We start from the raw sequence: 16,744 nt of genomic DNA on the forward strand, positions 1-16,744 counted from the left end.
ACTATTGGTAGCTCAATCGCTGGTGATGCATACACTCACAACAGGAGATGAACCCATGACGATCCGCCCAACAGGTGCCGGCGCCCCGCCCGCGCCGTTGTCCACATTGCTGCAACGTTTAGTGCTGGTCGCCGCGTTCGGCGCTGTCGTGCCGTTGACGACGGCATCGGCCCAGGTCGTCGACCAGGGCACGACCGCCACCGCCTGGGGGCCGGCGACGGTGCGGGGACCTGCCGTCACGCCCGGCACATGGCGCGCCGGCGGACCCAATCCCGAGCAATCCAGCTTCAGGCTGGTCAAGGAATCGGCCCACTTCGCCTTCTACTCGGACGAGACGCTGTCCGCCGCCGACCTCAACCTGGCCGCCGACACGCTGGAGAACACCGTCTGGCAGAACCTGTTCAACGCCAACCTGTTCATGCCCGAACCATTCTTCAACCGGGCCGACAAGATCAAGCCGGCGATCCACATCCATTCCGGCTGGGGGCTGACCGGCGGCGCCTGGGTGGACAACCAGGGGGCGCTGCACATGGGCATGTGGATCGCGCCGGCGGCGCTCAAGGACCGCTGGGGCCTGACCCACGAGTTCACGCACGGCTGGCAGTCGTGGAGCAACTACAACGGCGGCATGGCCTGCAACCAGTCCAACACCTGCGGCTGGATCTTCGAGAGCCATGCGAACTTCACGCCGCACCAGCTGCCCGAGTATCAGAACGAGGTGCATTGCTCCGAGATGCTGCCCAACGCGCCGCATCTGTACCTCGGTTCGTCGCGTGACCGCTACTGCAACTGGCAGTTCATGGAATACTTGAAGGACAAGCACGGCGCCGAGGCGGTCACGCAGATTTGGACCACCCGGGGTGCCGACCCCTTCACCAACATCCAGAGCTCGCGCGGCTGGAGCGTCGCCCAGCTTAACGACTTCATCGGCGACTGGGCCACGCACAACGTGGTGTGGGACTACAAGGCGACGCCGGCCGCCTTCCGCAACAATTACGGCAACATCACTTCGGCCGACAAGGCCGAGCGCATGCGCAGGTTGATGCCGCTGGAGGCGCTGGACGGCAACTGGGCGGCCAACCGCCGCTTCGCTGCGCCGTTTTACGGCGCGCCGCAGCGCTTCGGCTACAACGTCGTGCGGCTGTACCCCGTCGCCGGCGCGACGACGGTGACGGTCAAGTTCCGTGGCGTCAACCAGTCGGGCTCGGACGCGGACTTCCGCTGGGCGCTGGTGGCGACCAACACGCAGTTCACGTCGGCGCGCCGCAGCGCGTTGCAGAAGGGCTTGAGCGCCGACCTGACGTTCGCCGTCAATCCCGGCGAGCCCCTGTTCATGGTGGTGGCGGCCACGCCGTCGGCCTTCAAGACCATCGTCTGGGACCAGGACTACAACACGATCTGGCGTTATCCGTACATGATCGAGCTGGCCAACGCCTGGCCCCAGGGTTTCCAGAACGGCCAGCGCGACGCCTGCCCGGCGGGCACCGCGCGCCACGCCAACGGCGCCGGCTGCGCGCCGTCCGGCACACCGTCCACCGTGTATGTCGGCCCCTACGCCACCATCCTGCCCGGCGGCCGGGCCAGCGGCACGGCGCGCATCGAGGACCAGGCCGTCATCGCCAATGGCGCCGTCACGGGCGGCACGGTGGGCGGCCTGAGCGTGGTCGGCGTGACCGGCAGCGACTGGGGCAACAACAGCTTCAATGTGTCGGGCTCGGCCCAGGTGCGCACCAGCTTCTATCCGCTCGGCTTCTTCGAGCCGAACCAGGGCGCCTCGGGCACGGTGAACCTGTACGGCGACGTCGAGTACCGTGGCGCCGGCTTGAACCTGGGCGCGGGCAACCGCTCCGGTTTCGTGGACGCCGGCTCGACCGTGGGTTCGGCCACCGACATCAACCCCAGGGCCACCCTGATCTGGCGGCCCTGACCCGGGGCCGCACGATACTGTTGTTGCCACATAGAAATAAATGATATGCTTGTTGGCAACTCTTTCACAACAGGCATGTCATGAAAAAATCTTCCCGCGCACTCTTCCTCGGCGCCGCGCTGTGTTGCGCGCTGCCGTGGTCGTCCAACGCCGCCGCCCAGGCGGTGAGCGTGCCGTTCCCGCCGGACAGCGCGTCCATCGTCTACAAATCGGACGGCGCCGGCATGATCGTCCAGTTCGCCACGAGCACGGAGTCCGAATCGTGCAAGGGGTTGGAGCCGATCGGCAAGGTGTTCGCGGCCGACCTGCTGCGCCAGAAGCTGTTGGGATTCGTCTACAAGACGGTGGAGCGCAGCAACCGCCTGCTGGGCGCTTATCCGCAGATCGACACGGTGGTGAAGGCGGAAAAGCCGCTGCAGATCCGCGGTTATTCGAGCTGGAGCGATTCGAGCCCCGGCTTCCGCAGCCACGGCTCGTGCGGGCCGCTGACCGCCCGGTTCACGCCGCAGCCGCTGCACAAGTATCTGGTGATGTTCAATTTCGCCAACGGCACCTGCACCCAGGACGTCTACGACGTGACCGAGCCGGATCAAAAGGCACCGGTGGAAACGACCGCCATCGCCAGCTGCGAAAAGCCGTGACGGCGGGCCGGGACCGGGCCGTTCCGCGCTAGCGCAGCAGGCGGTTTTCCGCGCGCGTGACGGCGTCGGCTCCGCCGCGCACCACCACCACGTCGCCGGCCTCGAGCACCGTGTCCGGCCCGGCGTCGAGCCGCGCCTTGCCGCGCCGGATGGTGGTCACCTCGGCGCCGGATCCGGCCATGTCGATCTCGCGCAGCGGGCGGCCGACGGCGGTGGCGCCGCCGTCCAGGGTGACCGAGTGCAGCCGCTCCAGGTCGGCGTCCTCGCCGGCGTCGCTGACGCCGCGGAAGTAGCCGCGCAGCGACGCGTAGCGTTCCTCGCGCGCGGCCTGCACCCGGTGCACCACGCGCCGCAACGGCACGCCCAGCATCACCAGCGCGTGCGAGGCCAGCATCAGGCTGCCCTCCATCAGTTCCGGCACCACCTCGGCGGCGCCGGCCGCCTTCAGCCGGTCCAGGTCGGTGTCGTCGTACGAACGCACGATCACCGGCAAGGTTGGCGCCAGTTCATGCACCAGGTGCAGCACCTTGAGCGCCGACGGCGTGCTGGCGTAGGTGATCACCACCGCGCTGGCGCGGTAGATGCCGGCCGCGACCAGGCTCTCGCGGCGCGCGGCGTCCCCGTACGACACTTGCCGTCCTGCCGCCTGCGCCTCCTGCACCCGCTCCGGGTCGAGGTCGAGCGCGTGGTATTCGATGTTTTCCTCGCTCAGCAGGGTCGCCAGGCTCTGGCCGCTGCGCCCGAACCCGGCGACGATCACGTGCTTGCTGGTGGACATGGTGCGGCTGGCGATCTTGGTCAGCGCCAACGATTGCATCATCCACTCGTTGCTCGACACCTTCATGACGATCTGGTCCGATTTGGCGATGATGAACGGCGCCACCAGCATCGACAGCACCATCGACGCCAGCACCACCTGGATGATGAACGGGTCCATCAGCTTGCTGCCGCCGGCCAGGTTCAGGAGCACGAAGCCGAACTCGCCGGCCTGCGCCAGCGCCAGGCCGGTGCGGATCGAGACGCCGTCGGACGAGCCGAACAGCTTGGCCAGGCCGGCGATCAGCGCGAACTTGAGCAGCACCGGGCCGCCCAGCAACACCAGCACCAGCCACCAGTTCTCCAGCACCAGGCGGACGTTGAGCAGCATGCCGATGGTGATGAAGAACAGCCCCAGCAGCACGTCGCGGAAGGGCTTGATGTCCTCCTCCACCTGGTGCTTGTATTCGGTCTCGGAAATGAGCATGCCGGCCACGAAGGCGCCCAGCGCGAGCGACAGGCCGGCGCGCTCGGTGATCCAGGCCGCGCCCAAGGTGATCAGCAGCAGGTTGAGCATGAACAGCTCCTGCGAGCGGCGCTTGACGACGATGGTGAACCAGCCGCGCATCAGCCGGTGGCCGACGAACAGCAGCAGCGCCAGCACGATGACGGCCTTGAGGCCGGCCCAGGCCAAGGTCTCGACCAGCGCGTCGGGGCGCTGGCCCAGCGACGGGATCAGGATCAGCAGCGGCACCACGGCCAGATCCTGGAACAGCAGGATACCGATGATCTTGCGACCGTGTTCGCTTTCGAGCTCGAGCCGCTCGGTCAGCATCTTGACCACGATGGCGGTCGACGACATCGCCAGCGCGCCGCCCAGCGCGAACGAGGCCTGCCAGCTGATCTGGATGGAGGGGGGCAGCTGGGTGGCGATGGCCCAGCCGAACAGCATGGTGGCGGCGATGGTGAACACCACCTGCGCCATGCCGAGGCCGAAGACGATGCCGCGCATGGCCATCAGCTTGGGTAGCGAGAATTCGAGGCCGATGGAGAACATCAGGAACACGACGCCGAACTCGGCCAGTCCGTGGGTCGCCTCGCTTTGCTCGGCCAGGCCCAGCGCGTGGGGGCCGATCAGGATGCCGACGACCAGGTAGCCGAGCATGGGCGGCAGGTGCATCATGCGGAACGCCACCACGCCCAACACGGCGCTGCCGAGCAGTATCAGGGTTAATTCCAGGGGTGAAAACGTCATTTCAACATAGCCAGTAGAATAATATTTAGTTGTTTGTCGCCGGGGCCGGGCGTTATGTTTTGACTGGCAAGTTTTTTGCTTTCTCAATTCGGCTATACTTGGGTATGAGTGTAACCCATGAAAAAACAATGCTGAAAGCTTTCGACGCAAAAATGGCCGCGCACGCCTTGCGGCTGGCTCGTGAAACGTTGCAAAACGAGGCCGACGCCATCGCCGCGCTCAACGCCCGCCTGGGCGACGACGACAGCGTGGTGCGCGCCATCGCACTGTTGCTAAATTGCAAGGGCAGGGTGGTGGTGTCCGGCATCGGCAAGTCCGGCCACATCGCCCGCAAGATCGCCGCGACCCTGGCCTCGACCGGCACGCCGGCGCTGTTCGTGCACCCGGCCGAGGCGGCCCACGGCGACCTCGGCATGGTCACCGCCGACGACGCCTTCATCGCCATTTCGTATTCGGGCGAGAGCGCCGAACTGATGACGATTTTGCCGGTGGTCAAGCGCATGGGCAGCAAGGTCATCGCGATGACCGGCAAGCCCGGCTCGAGCCTGGCCGTGATCGCCGACGTCCACCTGAACGTGGCCGTGGCCAAGGAAGCCTGCCCGATGAACCTGGCGCCGACGACGTCGACCACGGTCACCCTGGCGCTGGGCGACGCGCTGGCCGTGGCGCTGCTGGACCTGCGCGGCTTCCGCGAGGAGGATTTCGCGCGTTCCCATCCGGGCGGCGCGTTGGGCCGGCGCCTGTTGACGCACGTGCGCGACGTCATGCGCAGCGGCGACGATGTACCGAAAGTCGGCGCCGACGTGAAACTGACGGACGCGCTGCTGGAGATCACGCAAAAAGGCATGGGCATGACCGCCATCGTCGACGCCGACGGCAAGCCGATCGGCGTGTTCACCGACGGCGACCTGCGCCGCATGATCGAGAAGGTCCAGGACTTCACCAAGGTGGTGATCCGCGACGTCATGCACCCGAATCCGCGCAGCATTTCGCCGGAGAAACTGGCGGTCGACGCCGTGGCCGTGATGGAGCAGTACCGCATCAACCAGATGCTGGTGACCGACGCCGAGGGCAAGCTGGTCGGCGCGCTGCACATCCACGACCTGACCCGCGCAAAGGTGATTTGATGACCGAGCTGACTTATGTGGAACGCGCCGCGCGCGTCAAGCTGATGATCTTCGACGTCGACGGCGTGCTGACCGACGGCAGCCTGCATTACGGCGCCGACGGCGAGGCCCTGAAGACCTTCAACGTGTACGACGGCCTGGGCATCAAGCTGCTGCAGGAATCCGGCGTGCAGACGGCCATCATCAGCGCGCGCGTGTCGCCGCAGGTGGTCAAGCGCGCCGCCGACCTCGGCATCGGCTTCCTGCACCAGGGCGGCCACGACAAGCTGACGCCGTTCAACGCGCTGCTGGAAAAGACCGGGCTGACGGCCGAGCAGGTCGGCTTCATCGGCGACGACATCGTCGACCTGCCGATCTTGACGCGGGTCGGCTTCGCGGTGGCGGTGCCGGGCGGACGCAAGGAGGTGCTCGAGCGCGCGCACCACACCACGGTGGCGCAGGGCGGACGCGGCGCCGTGCGCGAAGTGTGCGAACTGCTGTTGCACGCGCAGGGCACGTACGAGCGCGTGCTGGCGCAGTTCATGGTGTGATGGAGTGTAATCATGCGTAAAAGAACAGCACATCGCTGGCAGCTGACCTTGACGATGATCATCGGCGTGTTTGTCGCCGTCGGCAGCTTTTGGCTGGTGCAAGTGGTCAACCAGTCCGGCCAGGAGCAGCAGGCGGACCAGTTCCTCAACGAGCCGGACTACATCATCGACCGCTTCAGCCTGGTGCGCATGACCAAGGAGGGCAGGCCGGCGTATATCGTTTCCGGCGACAAGCTGACCCACCGGCCGATCGACGACTCGTCCGATATCGACAAGCCGTTCCTCAACAGCCTGTCGGGCCAGCAGCCGCCGATGACGATCCACGCCGATACCGCGCGGGTCGACCAGAACAACACGCGTGTCACGCTCAACGGCAACGTCGACGTGGTGCGGCCGGCCTCGCCGAAGGCCGAGGCGATGCACCTGCAGACCAGCACCCTGACCGTGTTCCCGGACGAGGAACGGATGGAAACCAAGGCGCCGGTGCAGATGAAGCTGGGTAACATGACTTCCAGCGGCACCGGCATGAAAACCAATAACGCGACGCGCCAGCTGCAGCTGGGCGGACGCGGAACGATCACGATGCCGCCGAAGGCGCCGCGCTAATACAAGAGACACCGATATGAAGGACACGATGATGAAGAAACTGATACTGTCGGCCGCGCTGCTACTGGCCGCCATGGGCGCGGCCCACGCCGAAAAAGCCGACTCCAACAAGCCGACCGAGATTTCCTTCGACAACCTCGACGCCGACGACGTCAAGCAGATCAAGACCTTCACCGGCAACGTCGTGCTGACCCGCGGCACTTTGCTGATGAAGTCGCCGAAGGCGGTGGTCACCGAAGATCCGGAAGGCTACCAGCTCGTGGTGCTGACCGGCGCGCCGGGCGTGCAGGCGACGTTCCGCCAAAAGCTCGACGGCGCCGGCGACCAGTGGGTCGAGGGCCGCGCCGACCGCATCGAATACGACGGCAAGACCGAGCTGGTCAAGCTGTTCTCGAAGGCGCAGATCAAGAAGCTGGAGGGCAGCAAGAACGCCAGCCAGGTCGACGGCGAGTTCATCTCCTATGACAGCCGGCGCGAATTCTTCGCCGTGAAAAACACCGCCACCGGCGAAAGCAAACCGGGCGGCGGCCGCAGCACCATGGTGATCCAGCCGTCGAACAAGCAGGCGCCCGCGCCCGCTCCCGCCACCAATCCAGCGGCGGGGAAATAAGCATGGAGCCAACATGCGGTAGCACCCTGATCGTGCGCGGCCTGCAAAAGACCTACGGCAAGCGCCAGGTCGTGCATGACGTCTCGCTGCAGGTCGAATGCGGCGAAGTGGTCGGCCTGCTCGGCCCCAACGGCGCCGGCAAGACCACCTCGTTCTACATGATCGTCGGCCTGGTGCCGTCGGACGCCGGCACCATCGACATCAGCGGCGTCGACATCTCCTCGCTGCCGATCCACCGCCGGGCCTCGCTCGGCCTGTCCTACCTGCCACAGGAGGCTTCGGTGTTCCGCAAGCTGACCGTGGAAGAGAATATCCGCGCCGTCCTCGAAATCCAGAAAGTGGACGGCAAGCCTTTATCCAAGGCTGCCATTGATGAACGGCTCAATACCCTGCTGGCCGATTTGCAAATCGAAAAGCTGCGCGAAAACCAGGCGCTGTCGCTGTCCGGCGGCGAACGCCGCCGCGTGGAGATCGCCCGCGCGCTGGCCACCAACCCGCGCTTCGTGCTGCTTGACGAACCTTTCGCCGGGGTCGACCCGATTGCCGTCATTGAGATCCAGCGCATCGTGCGCTTCCTCAAGGAACGCAATATCGGCGTCCTCATTACCGATCACAATGTGCGCGAGACGCTGGGCATTTGCGACCGCGCATATATCATCAACCAGGGCTCGGTTCTGGCTTCAGGCCGGCCGGACGACATCATCGCCGACGAGTCGGTCCGCCGCGTGTACCTGGGTGAACACTTCCGGATGTAAATAGGCCCCATGAAACAGTCATTGCAACTGCGCACGTCGCAGCACCTCGCGCTGACACCCCAGCTGCAGCAGTCGATCCGTCTGCTGCAGCTGTCCACGCTGGAGCTGCACCAGGAGCTCGAGCAACTGCTCACCGACAACCCCCTGCTCGAGCGTCTGGACGACCCGCTCGACCGATCGCTGCGGCTGTTGTCCGACGGCGCCATCAGCCAGCAGGCGCCGTCCGGCGAGGCGCCGCCCGAAGGCCCGCCGGGCCAGCAGGACGCGCCGGCCGCCGCCGACGCCGACCCCTACGACGGCCCCGCCGCCGATACCGAAAGTACCAGCAGCGAGGCCGACGTCGACTGGAGCGACGCCGGCCGCAGCAAGGCCCCCGACGACGAGGACGCGCGTCCCCAACTGGAGGCCAACCACTGCACGCTGCGCGAGCATCTGATGGAGCAGATGCGGGTGACCGTGCTGGAGACGCGCGACCGCGCGCTGGTCGAGCTGATCATCGACGCGCTCGACGAGAACGGCTACCTGGAGGAGCCGCTGGAGGAGATCCACGCGCGCCTGCCGGAGGAACTGGAAGTCGACATCGACGAACTGCGCACCGCCTTGTCGATGCTGCAAAGCTTCGACCCGATGGGCGTGGGCGCGCGCAACGCCTCCGAATGCCTGGCGCTGCAGATCAAGCGCCTGCCGGGCATCGCGCTGGTGACGCGGCGCATGGCGCTGACCATCGTCGAGAACCATCTGACCTGGTTCGCCCAGCGCGATTTCAACAAGCTGAAAAAGGCGCTGGTGTGCGACGACGAGGACTTGCGCGAGGCGCAGGCCGTCATCCGCCTGTGCAATCCGCATCCGGGTTCGGCCTTCGCCTCGGACGTGTCCGACTACGTGGTGCCGGACGTGATCGTCAAGAAGGCGCGCAACGGCTGGCAGGTCAGCCTCAACAACGACGTCATGCCGCGCCTGCGGGTCAACGCCATGTACGCCAACCTGCTCAAGCAGGGCAAGGGCGAGGGCGCGATGGGCGCCCAGTTGCAGGAAGCCAAGTGGCTGATCAAGAATATGCGCCAGCGCTTCGACACCATCCTGCGCGTGGCGCAGGCGATAGTAGAAAGGCAAAAGAACTTTTTCTCGCACGGCGCGGTTGCCATGCGCCCCCTTGTGCTTCGCGAAATTGCTGATACACTGGGTTTACACGAGAGCACTATTTCTCGGGTGACGACTCAAAAGTACATGCTGACGCCGCACGGCATGTTTGAGTTGAAATATTTCTTTGGTAGCCACGTCGCCACCGAAGCGGGCGGTGAAGCAAGTTCGACGGCGATACGGGCACTCATCGTGCAATTGACAGGAGCTGAAGACCCTAAAAATCCTTTATCCGACAGTAAGATTGCGGACATGCTGGGGGAACAAGGCATGGTGATTGCGCGACGGACTGTTGCCAAATATCGCGAAGCGTTGAAAATCCCTCCCGTTAGTCTCCGCAAGTCTTTGTAGTTACTTGGTCACTGTGCGCCCGGCCGCAATGGGCGCGGCACTGACCGTAAGCGACATTTATCTTTAGGAGCGTGTATGAATCTGACCATCAGTGGACATCATCTCGAAGTGACCGCGGCCATCCGCGAATACGTACAGAGCAAACTGGAACGTGTCACTCGTCACTTCGATCAAGTTATTGATATTGCTGTCATCCTGACTGTAGATAACCTTAAAGAGAAATCCAAACGCCAGAAGGCTGAAATCAATCTGCGCATGTCGGGTAAAACCGTGTACGTGGAAAGCCTGTCGCAAGACCTGTACGCCGCGATCGACACCCTGGTCGACAAGCTCGACCGTCAGGTCATGAAATACAAATCCAAAGTTCAGCAGCACGGCCACGATGCGATCAAGCATCTCCCGGATAGCTACGAACCCGCTGCCGCCGCCCTATAACAACGGCCTCCGGCACCATCCAACAAAGGGCGCAAGGGCGCCCTTTTTTGTGTCCGCGTTTTATGTCCACCTCGATTCGATGAAAATAATTTATCCCGTTTCGGCGGCGACGCCGCGCGCGCGGAAGTGGCGGTAGAATAGGTTTTTCATCACGGGTCGCGACATCATGAGTGAATGGGTCCACACCAGCATCGTCAACGGCACCGGCTTCATCACCCTCGACCGGCCCCGGGCGTTGAACTCGCTGTCGTTGGAGATGCTGCGCGCCATCACGGCGGCGCTGCTGGCGTGGCGCGACGACTCCGATGTCGCCGCCGTCGTCATCCGTGGCAGCAGCGAAAAGGCTTTCTGCGCCGGCGGCGACATCCGTTTCTTCTACGACGCCGGCCGCGCCACGCCACAAACGGGCAGCGCGCCGATCGAGGATTTCTTCACCGAGGAGTACTCGCTCAACCATCTGGTGCACAGCTACCCCAAGCCCTACATCGCGCTGATGGATGGGGTGGTCATGGGCGGCGGCATGGGCATCGCGCAGAGCGGGCCGGACGGCCGGGTGCGCATCGTCACCGAGCGCACCAAGATGGCGATGCCGGAGGTGAACATCGGCCTGTTCCCGGATGTCGGCGGCAGCTATTTCCTGTCGCGCGCGCCGGGCGGCCTGGGCCGCTATCTCGGCGTGACCGGCGCGACGATAGGCGCGGCCGACGCGCTGTATGCCGGCCTGGCCGATCATTATGTGCCCGCGGACGAGCTGGAGCTGCTGTATGCGATCCTGGAGTCGACGCCCGGCGCGGAGTTGGTCGAGGCGATCGCGGCTTTTGCGGAGCCGTTCAGGGACGCGGTCGGGGTGGGCAAGCTGGAGGCGGAGCGTGGGGCCATCGACCGCCACTTCGGCGCCGGGTCGGTGCCGGCCATTGTCGCTTCGCTGGAGTCGGATACCAGCCCGTTCGCGCGGGCCACCGTGCGGACGATGGCGAGCCGGTCGCCGTTGATGATGAGCGTGACGCACGAGTTGATCGAGCGCGGGGCGGCGCTGGACATGGGCGGCTGCCTGCGCATGGAGCGCGCGCTGGTCAGGCGTGTGTTTGAACACGGCGAGGTCATCGAAGGCGTGCGCGCGCTCGTCATCGACAAGGACGGTGCGCCGAAATGGAATCCGCCGTCGTTGGAGCAGGTGACCGAGGAAATGGTGCGGCGCCTGTTCGAGCCCGTGTGGCCGGAATACGCCCACCCGCTGCGGCATCTTTGACCGCAAACCGGCAACGGTTTTGCGGCCCGCGCCGAAAAAAAACATCTCCGTGGTCGGCGGACGTTCTTGGCTACTGCTCCCTGTGCCGTAACACCACCCGCTCGTTCGGATGGAAATACGCGGCTAACTTTTCCGCCATATACACCGACCGGTGTTGTCCGCCGGTGCACCCCAGCGCCACCGTCAAATAACTGCGGTTATCGGTCTTGAAGAACGGCAGCCATTTCTCGATGAAGGCACGGATATCGCCCATCATCTCGATGGCGCTCGGCTGCGCGTCGAGGAAATCGATCACCGGCGCGTCGCGCCCGGTCAGCGGCCGCAACGTCAAATCGTAATACGGATTCGGCAGCGCGCGCACGTCGAACACGAAGTCCGCGTCCATCGGCACGCCCAGCTTGAAGGCGAACGATTCGAAGAACAAGGTCAGCGGCGCCCCCTCGCTGGCGACCAGATCCTTGACCCAGGCGCGCAGCTTGTTGGCGCTCAGTTCCGACGTGTCGACCACGTGGCCCAGCTGTTCGATGGCCGACAGCCGCTCGCGCTCTTCCATGATGCATTCGATCAAGGTGCGGCGCGCGGCCGGATTCTGCCCCGGACGCAACTCGTGCGACAGCGGGTGGCTGCGGCGCGTCTCCGAGAAGCGCGCCACCAGCGAGTGCGTGTTAGCGGTGAGGAACATGACCTTGACGTCGTGCCCCTCTTCGCGCAGCCGCTTGACGTCGGCCGGCAGCGAGGCCAGCGATTCGGCGCTGCGGGCGTCGACGGCCACCGCCAGCGCCTGCAAGCCTTCCTCGGCCAAGGTCGAAACCAGGTTCGACAGCAACGCCGGCGGCAGGTTGTCGACGCAATAGTGGCCGGTGTCTTCCAGCACGTTCAGGGCCACCGATTTGCCGGAGCCGGATATGCCTGTGATGAGGACGATGCGCATGTCAATCTCCGCTCATGGCTTGCCGCTGGCGCTCCATGAACTCCTGTAGTGTGTCGATGCCGCGCAATTGCAGTATCGTGTTGCGGACGGCGGCCTCCAGCAGCACCGCGATGTTGCGGCCGGCCGCCACGGGAATGACGACCTTGCGGATCGGCAGGCCCAGCACGTCCTCGGTCGGGAACTGGAACGGCAGCCGTTCCACTTCCTCCTCCAGCGCGCCGCGCCGCACCAGATGCACGATCAGTTTCAGGCGCATCTTGCGGCGCACCGCCGTCTCGCCGAAGATCGCCTTGATGTCCAGCAGGCCCAGCCCGCGCACTTCCAGCAGATTCTGCAGCAGGGCGGGGCAGCGGCCCTCGATCATGTTCGGCGCGATGCGCGAAAACTCCACCGCGTCGTCGGCCACCAGGCCGTGCGAGCGCGAAATCAGTTCCAGGCCCAGCTCGCTTTTGCCGAGGCCGGAGTCGCCGGTGATCAGCACGCCCACGCCGAGCACGTCCATGAAGACGCCGTGCATGATGATGCGTTGCGCCAGCTTCTTGGAAAGATACACGCGCAGGAAGTCGATCACCTGTGCGGCAGGTAACGGAGTGGAGAACAGCGGGATGTTTTTTTCGTCGCAGATGGCGAGGATGTCGGGCGGCGTTTCCAGGCCCTGGGCGATGATCAGCGCCGGCGGGCCGCCAGCGATCAGCTCGCCGATGACGTGGGCGCGCGTGAGCGCCTTCAGGCGCTGGTAGTAATTGATTTCCTGGTGCCCGAAGACCTGGATGCGGCCGGGGTGGATGGTGTTCAGGTGGCCGACCTGGTCGGCGGCGGAGGCCACGTCGCCGGAGATGAGGCGCTCGCCGCCGGGAAAGCCGGCGAACCAGCCGAGCTGCAAACTCTCGCGATTGTCGTCGTAAAGCCTTTGTATCGTCAGCGGCGTTTGCAGCATGGGGCGTCTTTATCTCAAGGTTGAACGGGGCCTGCGCCCTAAGTTTAACCTATTGTCCCGCCCCTCATGCTTGCAAGCCACTGATTGGCCACCTCGCGACGCGGTTTTTTAGCCGGCCGCCTGCAGGCTCGGCATCCAGTTGATGATGCGCGAGTGTACCGATTTCGGGTCCGGATCGGTGCTCAGCGCGGTGCGGAAGGCGTCGTCCGAGAACATCTCGGCGATCTCGGACAGGATCTCCAGGTGCTGCTGGGTGACGTGGTCCGGGATCAACAGGAAGAACAGCAGGTTGACCGGCTTGCCGTCGGGCGACTCGAACGGAATCGGCTCGGCCAGGCGGACGAAGGCCGCCAGCGGCGATTTCAGGCTCTTCATGCCCTTGATGCGGCCGTGCGGCACGGCCACGCCATGACCGAGCCCGGTGGAACCGAGGCGCTCGCGCGCGAACAGGTTGTCCGAGACGGTGGAGCGGGCGATACCGCAGTTGTTTTCGAAGATCAGGCCGGCTTGCTCGAATGCCCGCTTCTTGCTGGAGACTTCCAGGTCAAGCAGGACATTTTCGAGTGAGAGTATTTTGCTCAGGTTATTCATAAGACGATAAGAATGTTACGACGCACAAGGCGTGCCGCCGAATTATAGGCTTGTTTGTGCGCCATGTAACATGAATTCGCTCGCGCAGGCGTTGCTTTGATGTCAGGCCGCCGGCGCGCCGGGCCGCCAAAGGTGTTATCGAAAATGCACCGCAGAAAGCATTTGCTATTTATGCGCAAAAAAGTGTGAAAACGCCGGTTTTTCGCCGCAAACCGGCAAGGTTTTCCGATTTTTCGCGTTTTTCGGCGGATGCGCTCATTTCTTACGAAAGTCGCATCATTGGTCACATCATACGCCTGATTTTGCTATTGGCGTGCGCCCCGCAGGTTGGGCGGCTTCTGTGCCGTGCTGAAATTGCTGCGCCATGGATTGATGTCGAGTCCGCCGCGCCGGGTGTAGCGCGCGTACACCGCCAGCTGCTGCGGCGCGCATTGGCGCAGGATGTCGACGAAGATGCGCTCGACGCATTGTTCGTGGAATTCGTTGTGCTCGCGGAAACCGATCAGGTATTTCAATAAACTTTCCTGGTCGATTTGCGGGCCGGCGTAGTGGATCTGCACACTGGCCCAGTCGGGCTGGCCGGTGACCAGGCAGTTCGACTTGAGCAGGTGCGACACCAGCTTCTCCTCGACCGGCTCCTCGTCGTGCGCGGCCTTGAGGATCTCCGGCGACGGGCTGTAGTTGTCGACCTCGATGTCGAGGCGGTCCAGCAGCAGGCCGTCGAGTTCGCCCATCGAGATCATGCCGAATTCCTCCGGCTGGGTCAGCGAGATGTGGACGTTGGCGCCGGCCGCCTCGGTCAGGTCCTGTTGCAGCAGCGATTTGAGCGCCACCACGTTTTCCAGGCGGGTCTGGTTGAACGAATTGAGGTAGAGCTTGAACGATTTCGATTCGATGATGTTGGGCGAATCGGCCGGGAAGGTCACGCGCGCGATGGCCACCTGCGGCTTGCCGCGCTGGTTCAGCCAGGAGATCTCGTAGGCGTTCCAGATGTCGACGCCGAAGAAGGGCAGGGTGCCGTTCAGGCCCAGCTCGTCGCGCTTGCCCTGGCGCGGAATGGGGAACAGCAGCTCCGGCGCGTAATCGGTGCGGTAGGCGGAGGTTTTTCCCAGCGGGGACAGGTCGACGGAGTTGGTCATGGCGGGCTTTGAATCGGTAAAGGTGAAATGGTAGCGTACTTCGCCGCAAAGTGTCTCGGCCTCGATGATCCCGGCTGATCACGTAGGGCGGATTAGGCGGCACGCGTAATCCGCCAATGCGTGCGCCGTCGAAACGCAAACATGGCCGATTACGCTGCGCTAATCCGCCCTACGTGGTTCAGAAGACGCTTACTCTTCAGCCCAGGAACAGCTTGTAGACCGGATTGGCGCTCTCGTCCCAGTAACGGTAGCCGAGCGTGGTGAGGAATTGCGCGAACGCGCCCATCTCCTCGGACGGCACCTGCAGCCCGATCAGGATGCGGCCGACGTCGCCGCCCTGGCTGCGGTAGTGGCACAGCGAGATGTTCCAGTTCGGCGCCATGCTGTCGAGGAAGCGCATCAGCGCGCCCGGGCGCTCCGGGAACTCGAAGCGGTACAGCAGTTCGTCCTTGGCCAGCCCGCTCTTGCCGCCGACCAGGTGGCGGATGTGGGCCTTGGCCAGCTCGTCGTGGGTCAGGTCCAGCGTCCGGAAATCGTGCTCCTCGAACTTGCGCGCCAGCGCGCCGGACTCGCCGCGGTCGGCGATCTGCACGCCGACGAACACGTGCGCCTCGTCCTTGTCGCTGATGCGGTAGTTGAATTCGGTCACGTTGCGCGGCCCCACCAGCGAGCAGAAGCGCTTGAAGCTGCCGCGCTGCTCGGGCAAGGTGACGGCGAACACGGCCTCGCGCGCCTCGCCCAGTTCGGCGCGCTCGGCGACGAAGCGCAGACGGTCGAAGTTCATGTTGGCGCCGCAGGCGATGGTGATCAGGGTCTCGTTCTTGATCGGGTCCTTGGTCATGGCCGCGCGCTCGATGTAGGCCTTGGCGCCGGCGATGGCCAGCGCGCCGGCCGGCTCCAGGATGCTGCGGGTGTCGGTGAACACGTCTTTGATGGCGGCGCTGATGGCGTCGGTGTCGACGATGATGATGTCGTCGACCAGTTCGCGCGCGATGCGGAAGGTTTCCTCGCCGACCAGGCGCACGGCGGTGCCGTCGGAGAACAGGCCGACATCGGCCAGGGTGACGCGCTCGCCGGCCTTGATGCTGCGCGCCATCGCGTCCGAATCGATGGTCTGCACGCCGATGATCTTGATGTCCGGGCGGATCGCCTTGACGTACGACGCCACGCCCGCGATCAGGCCGCCGCCGCCGATGGCGACGAAGATGGCGTGGATGGGGCCGGAATGCTGGCGCAGGATCTCCATGCCGATGGTGCCCTGGCCGGCGATGACGTCGGGATCGTCGAACGGATGGACGAAGGTCAGCTTCTGTTCCTGTTCCAAGGTCAGCGCGTGGTTATAGGCATCGGTGTAGGACTCGCCGTGCAGCACCACCTCCACATCCGAGCCGCCGCGCGCCTTGACGGCGTCGATCTTCACTTGCGGCGTGGTGGTCGGCATGACGATCAGCGCGCGGCAGCCCAGCTTGGCCGCCGACAGCGCCACGCCCTGGGCGTGGTTGCCGGCCGAGGCGCAAATGACGCCGCGCTTGCGCTGGGCGTCGCTCAGGTGGGCCATCTTGTTGTAGGCGCCGCGAATCTTGAAGCTGAACACGCTCTGCATGTCCTCGCGCTTGAAATAAATTCGGTTCTCGTAGCGCTGCGACAGGGTCGGCGCGAGTTCCAGCGGGGTTTCATCAGCGACGTCATAGACGCGCGCGGTCAGGATTTTCTTCAGATAGTCGATAGTCATAGTCTGCAAACAGTGATTCCAGAGGGCCGGAG

16 protein-coding genes are annotated in these 16,744 nt (G+C 64.5%); 10 read left to right on the plus strand and 6 right to left on the minus strand.

Annotated elements, in window-relative coordinates:
• Positions 1 to 55 precede the first annotated feature (55 nt).
• Both MRBLMU1_RS31505 and MRBLMU1_RS31510 read left to right on the plus strand, forming a co-directional pair.
• Positions 56 to 1,927: a DUF6055 domain-containing protein gene (locus MRBLMU1_RS31505; protein ID WP_363510346.1), complete on the plus strand. Its 1,872-nt coding sequence runs from the start codon at positions 56 to 58 to the stop codon at positions 1,925 to 1,927.
• An 80-nt stretch (positions 1,928 to 2,007) separates the two neighbouring features.
• The gene (locus MRBLMU1_RS31510; protein WP_363510348.1) at positions 2,008 to 2,568 is read left to right on the plus strand and encodes a hypothetical protein; all 561 of its coding nucleotides are present in this window, start codon (positions 2,008 to 2,010) and stop codon (positions 2,566 to 2,568) included.
• Between the two features lie 28 nt (positions 2,569 to 2,596).
• Here MRBLMU1_RS31510 and MRBLMU1_RS31515 read toward each other — a convergent pair whose 3' ends face one another.
• Positions 2,597 to 4,579, minus strand: coding sequence for a cation:proton antiporter (locus MRBLMU1_RS31515; RefSeq protein WP_363510350.1), 1,983 nt, complete (start codon positions 4,577 to 4,579; stop codon positions 2,597 to 2,599).
• A gap of 128 nt (positions 4,580 to 4,707) precedes the next feature.
• Here MRBLMU1_RS31515 and MRBLMU1_RS31520 point away from each other — a divergent pair, with 128 nt between their 5' ends.
• From MRBLMU1_RS31520 to MRBLMU1_RS31555, 8 genes are all read left to right on the plus strand, one after another.
• Positions 4,708 to 5,706: a KpsF/GutQ family sugar-phosphate isomerase gene (locus MRBLMU1_RS31520; protein ID WP_363510353.1), complete on the plus strand. Its 999-nt coding sequence runs from the start codon at positions 4,708 to 4,710 to the stop codon at positions 5,704 to 5,706.
• Positions 5,706 to 6,236, plus strand: coding sequence for a KdsC family phosphatase (locus MRBLMU1_RS31525; RefSeq protein ID WP_363510356.1), 531 nt, complete (start codon positions 5,706 to 5,708; stop codon positions 6,234 to 6,236). Before MRBLMU1_RS31520 ends, MRBLMU1_RS31525 begins: the two co-directional genes overlap by 1 nt.
• Positions 6,237 to 6,248: 12 nt before the next feature.
• Positions 6,249 to 6,842, plus strand: a complete 594-nt coding sequence (gene lptC / locus MRBLMU1_RS31530) for an LPS export ABC transporter periplasmic protein LptC (RefSeq protein WP_363510359.1) — start codon at positions 6,249 to 6,251, stop codon at positions 6,840 to 6,842.
• Between the two features lie 31 nt (positions 6,843 to 6,873).
• Positions 6,874 to 7,452: a lipopolysaccharide transport periplasmic protein LptA gene (gene lptA / locus MRBLMU1_RS31535; RefSeq protein WP_363510959.1), complete on the plus strand. Its 579-nt coding sequence runs from the start codon at positions 6,874 to 6,876 to the stop codon at positions 7,450 to 7,452.
• A 2-nt stretch (positions 7,453 to 7,454) separates the two neighbouring features.
• On the plus strand, positions 7,455 to 8,207 hold the full coding sequence (gene lptB / locus MRBLMU1_RS31540) for an LPS export ABC transporter ATP-binding protein (protein ID WP_315219209.1): 753 nt from the start codon (positions 7,455 to 7,457) through the stop codon (positions 8,205 to 8,207).
• Between the two features lie 9 nt (positions 8,208 to 8,216).
• Entirely contained in the window at positions 8,217 to 9,698 is a 1,482-nt protein-coding gene (locus MRBLMU1_RS31545; protein WP_363510362.1) for an RNA polymerase factor sigma-54, read from the plus strand.
• A 75-nt stretch (positions 9,699 to 9,773) separates the two neighbouring features.
• A complete protein-coding gene (gene hpf, locus MRBLMU1_RS31550; RefSeq protein ID WP_209723440.1) occupies positions 9,774 to 10,133 on the plus strand; it encodes a ribosome hibernation-promoting factor, HPF/YfiA family in 360 nt (119 codons plus the stop codon).
• Positions 10,134 to 10,299: 166 nt separating this feature from the next.
• Positions 10,300 to 11,382, plus strand: a complete 1,083-nt coding sequence (locus tag MRBLMU1_RS31555; RefSeq protein WP_363510365.1) for an enoyl-CoA hydratase/isomerase family protein — start codon at positions 10,300 to 10,302, stop codon at positions 11,380 to 11,382.
• A gap of 70 nt (positions 11,383 to 11,452) precedes the next feature.
• Here MRBLMU1_RS31555 and rapZ read toward each other — a convergent pair whose 3' ends face one another.
• The 5 genes from rapZ to ilvA form a co-directional block, all read right to left on the minus strand.
• Positions 11,453 to 12,313 carry an RNase adapter RapZ gene (rapZ, locus tag MRBLMU1_RS31560; protein ID WP_363510368.1) on the minus strand — a complete coding sequence of 287 codons (861 nt, stop codon included), beginning with the start codon at positions 12,311 to 12,313 and terminating at the stop codon, positions 11,453 to 11,455.
• Between the two features lies 1 nt (position 12,314).
• The gene (hprK, locus tag MRBLMU1_RS31565) at positions 12,315 to 13,250 is read right to left on the minus strand and encodes an HPr(Ser) kinase/phosphatase (protein WP_090326229.1); all 936 of its coding nucleotides are present in this window, start codon (positions 13,248 to 13,250) and stop codon (positions 12,315 to 12,317) included.
• A gap of 108 nt (positions 13,251 to 13,358) precedes the next feature.
• Complete coding sequence (locus MRBLMU1_RS31570) at positions 13,359 to 13,841, minus strand: PTS sugar transporter subunit IIA (protein ID WP_090326235.1); 483 nt, start codon at positions 13,839 to 13,841, stop codon at positions 13,359 to 13,361.
• Positions 13,842 to 14,146: 305 nt separating this feature from the next.
• A complete protein-coding gene (gene queF / locus MRBLMU1_RS31575; RefSeq protein WP_363510372.1) occupies positions 14,147 to 14,980 on the minus strand; it encodes an NADPH-dependent 7-cyano-7-deazaguanine reductase QueF in 834 nt (277 codons plus the stop codon).
• Positions 14,981 to 15,176: 196 nt separating this feature from the next.
• Positions 15,177 to 16,712 carry a threonine ammonia-lyase, biosynthetic gene (gene ilvA / locus MRBLMU1_RS31580; RefSeq protein ID WP_363510962.1) on the minus strand — a complete coding sequence of 512 codons (1,536 nt, stop codon included), beginning with the start codon at positions 16,710 to 16,712 and terminating at the stop codon, positions 15,177 to 15,179.
• Between the last annotated feature and the right edge of the window lie 32 nt (positions 16,713 to 16,744).

The sequence above is a fragment of the Burkholderia sp. LMU1-1-1.1 genome (genome assembly GCF_040675865.1).
Classification (GTDB): domain Bacteria; phylum Pseudomonadota; class Gammaproteobacteria; order Burkholderiales; family Burkholderiaceae_D; genus Rugamonas.

What these genes read in the sequence shown, in the direction of transcription:
- queF (WP_363510372.1), bottom strand. Translation starts at nt 14,980, where the DNA reads ATGACCAACTCCGTCGACCTGTCCCCGCTGGGAAAAACCTCCGCCTAC.
- MRBLMU1_RS31545 (WP_363510362.1), top strand. Translation starts at nt 8,217, where the DNA reads ATGAAACAGTCATTGCAACTGCGCACGTCGCAGCACCTCGCGCTGACA.
- MRBLMU1_RS31570 (WP_090326235.1), bottom strand. Translation starts at nt 13,841, where the DNA reads ATGAATAACCTGAGCAAAATACTCTCACTCGAAAATGTCCTGCTTGAC.
- hprK (WP_090326229.1), bottom strand. Translation starts at nt 13,250, where the DNA reads ATGCTGCAAACGCCGCTGACGATACAAAGGCTTTACGACGACAATCGC.
- lptB (WP_315219209.1), top strand. Translation starts at nt 7,455, where the DNA reads ATGGAGCCAACATGCGGTAGCACCCTGATCGTGCGCGGCCTGCAAAAG.
- MRBLMU1_RS31515 (WP_363510350.1), bottom strand. Translation starts at nt 4,579, where the DNA reads ATGACGTTTTCACCCCTGGAATTAACCCTGATACTGCTCGGCAGCGCC.
- hpf (WP_209723440.1), top strand. Translation starts at nt 9,774, where the DNA reads ATGAATCTGACCATCAGTGGACATCATCTCGAAGTGACCGCGGCCATC.
- lptA (WP_363510959.1), top strand. Translation starts at nt 6,874, where the DNA reads ATGAAGAAACTGATACTGTCGGCCGCGCTGCTACTGGCCGCCATGGGC.
- MRBLMU1_RS31505 (WP_363510346.1), top strand. Translation starts at nt 56, where the DNA reads ATGACGATCCGCCCAACAGGTGCCGGCGCCCCGCCCGCGCCGTTGTCC.
- rapZ (WP_363510368.1), bottom strand. Translation starts at nt 12,313, where the DNA reads ATGCGCATCGTCCTCATCACAGGCATATCCGGCTCCGGCAAATCGGTG.
- lptC (WP_363510359.1), top strand. Translation starts at nt 6,249, where the DNA reads ATGCGTAAAAGAACAGCACATCGCTGGCAGCTGACCTTGACGATGATC.
- MRBLMU1_RS31520 (WP_363510353.1), top strand. Translation starts at nt 4,708, where the DNA reads ATGCTGAAAGCTTTCGACGCAAAAATGGCCGCGCACGCCTTGCGGCTG.
- MRBLMU1_RS31525 (WP_363510356.1), top strand. Translation starts at nt 5,706, where the DNA reads ATGACCGAGCTGACTTATGTGGAACGCGCCGCGCGCGTCAAGCTGATG.
- MRBLMU1_RS31555 (WP_363510365.1), top strand. Translation starts at nt 10,300, where the DNA reads ATGAGTGAATGGGTCCACACCAGCATCGTCAACGGCACCGGCTTCATC.
- MRBLMU1_RS31510 (WP_363510348.1), top strand. Translation starts at nt 2,008, where the DNA reads ATGAAAAAATCTTCCCGCGCACTCTTCCTCGGCGCCGCGCTGTGTTGC.
- ilvA (WP_363510962.1), bottom strand. Translation starts at nt 16,712, where the DNA reads ATGACTATCGACTATCTGAAGAAAATCCTGACCGCGCGCGTCTATGAC.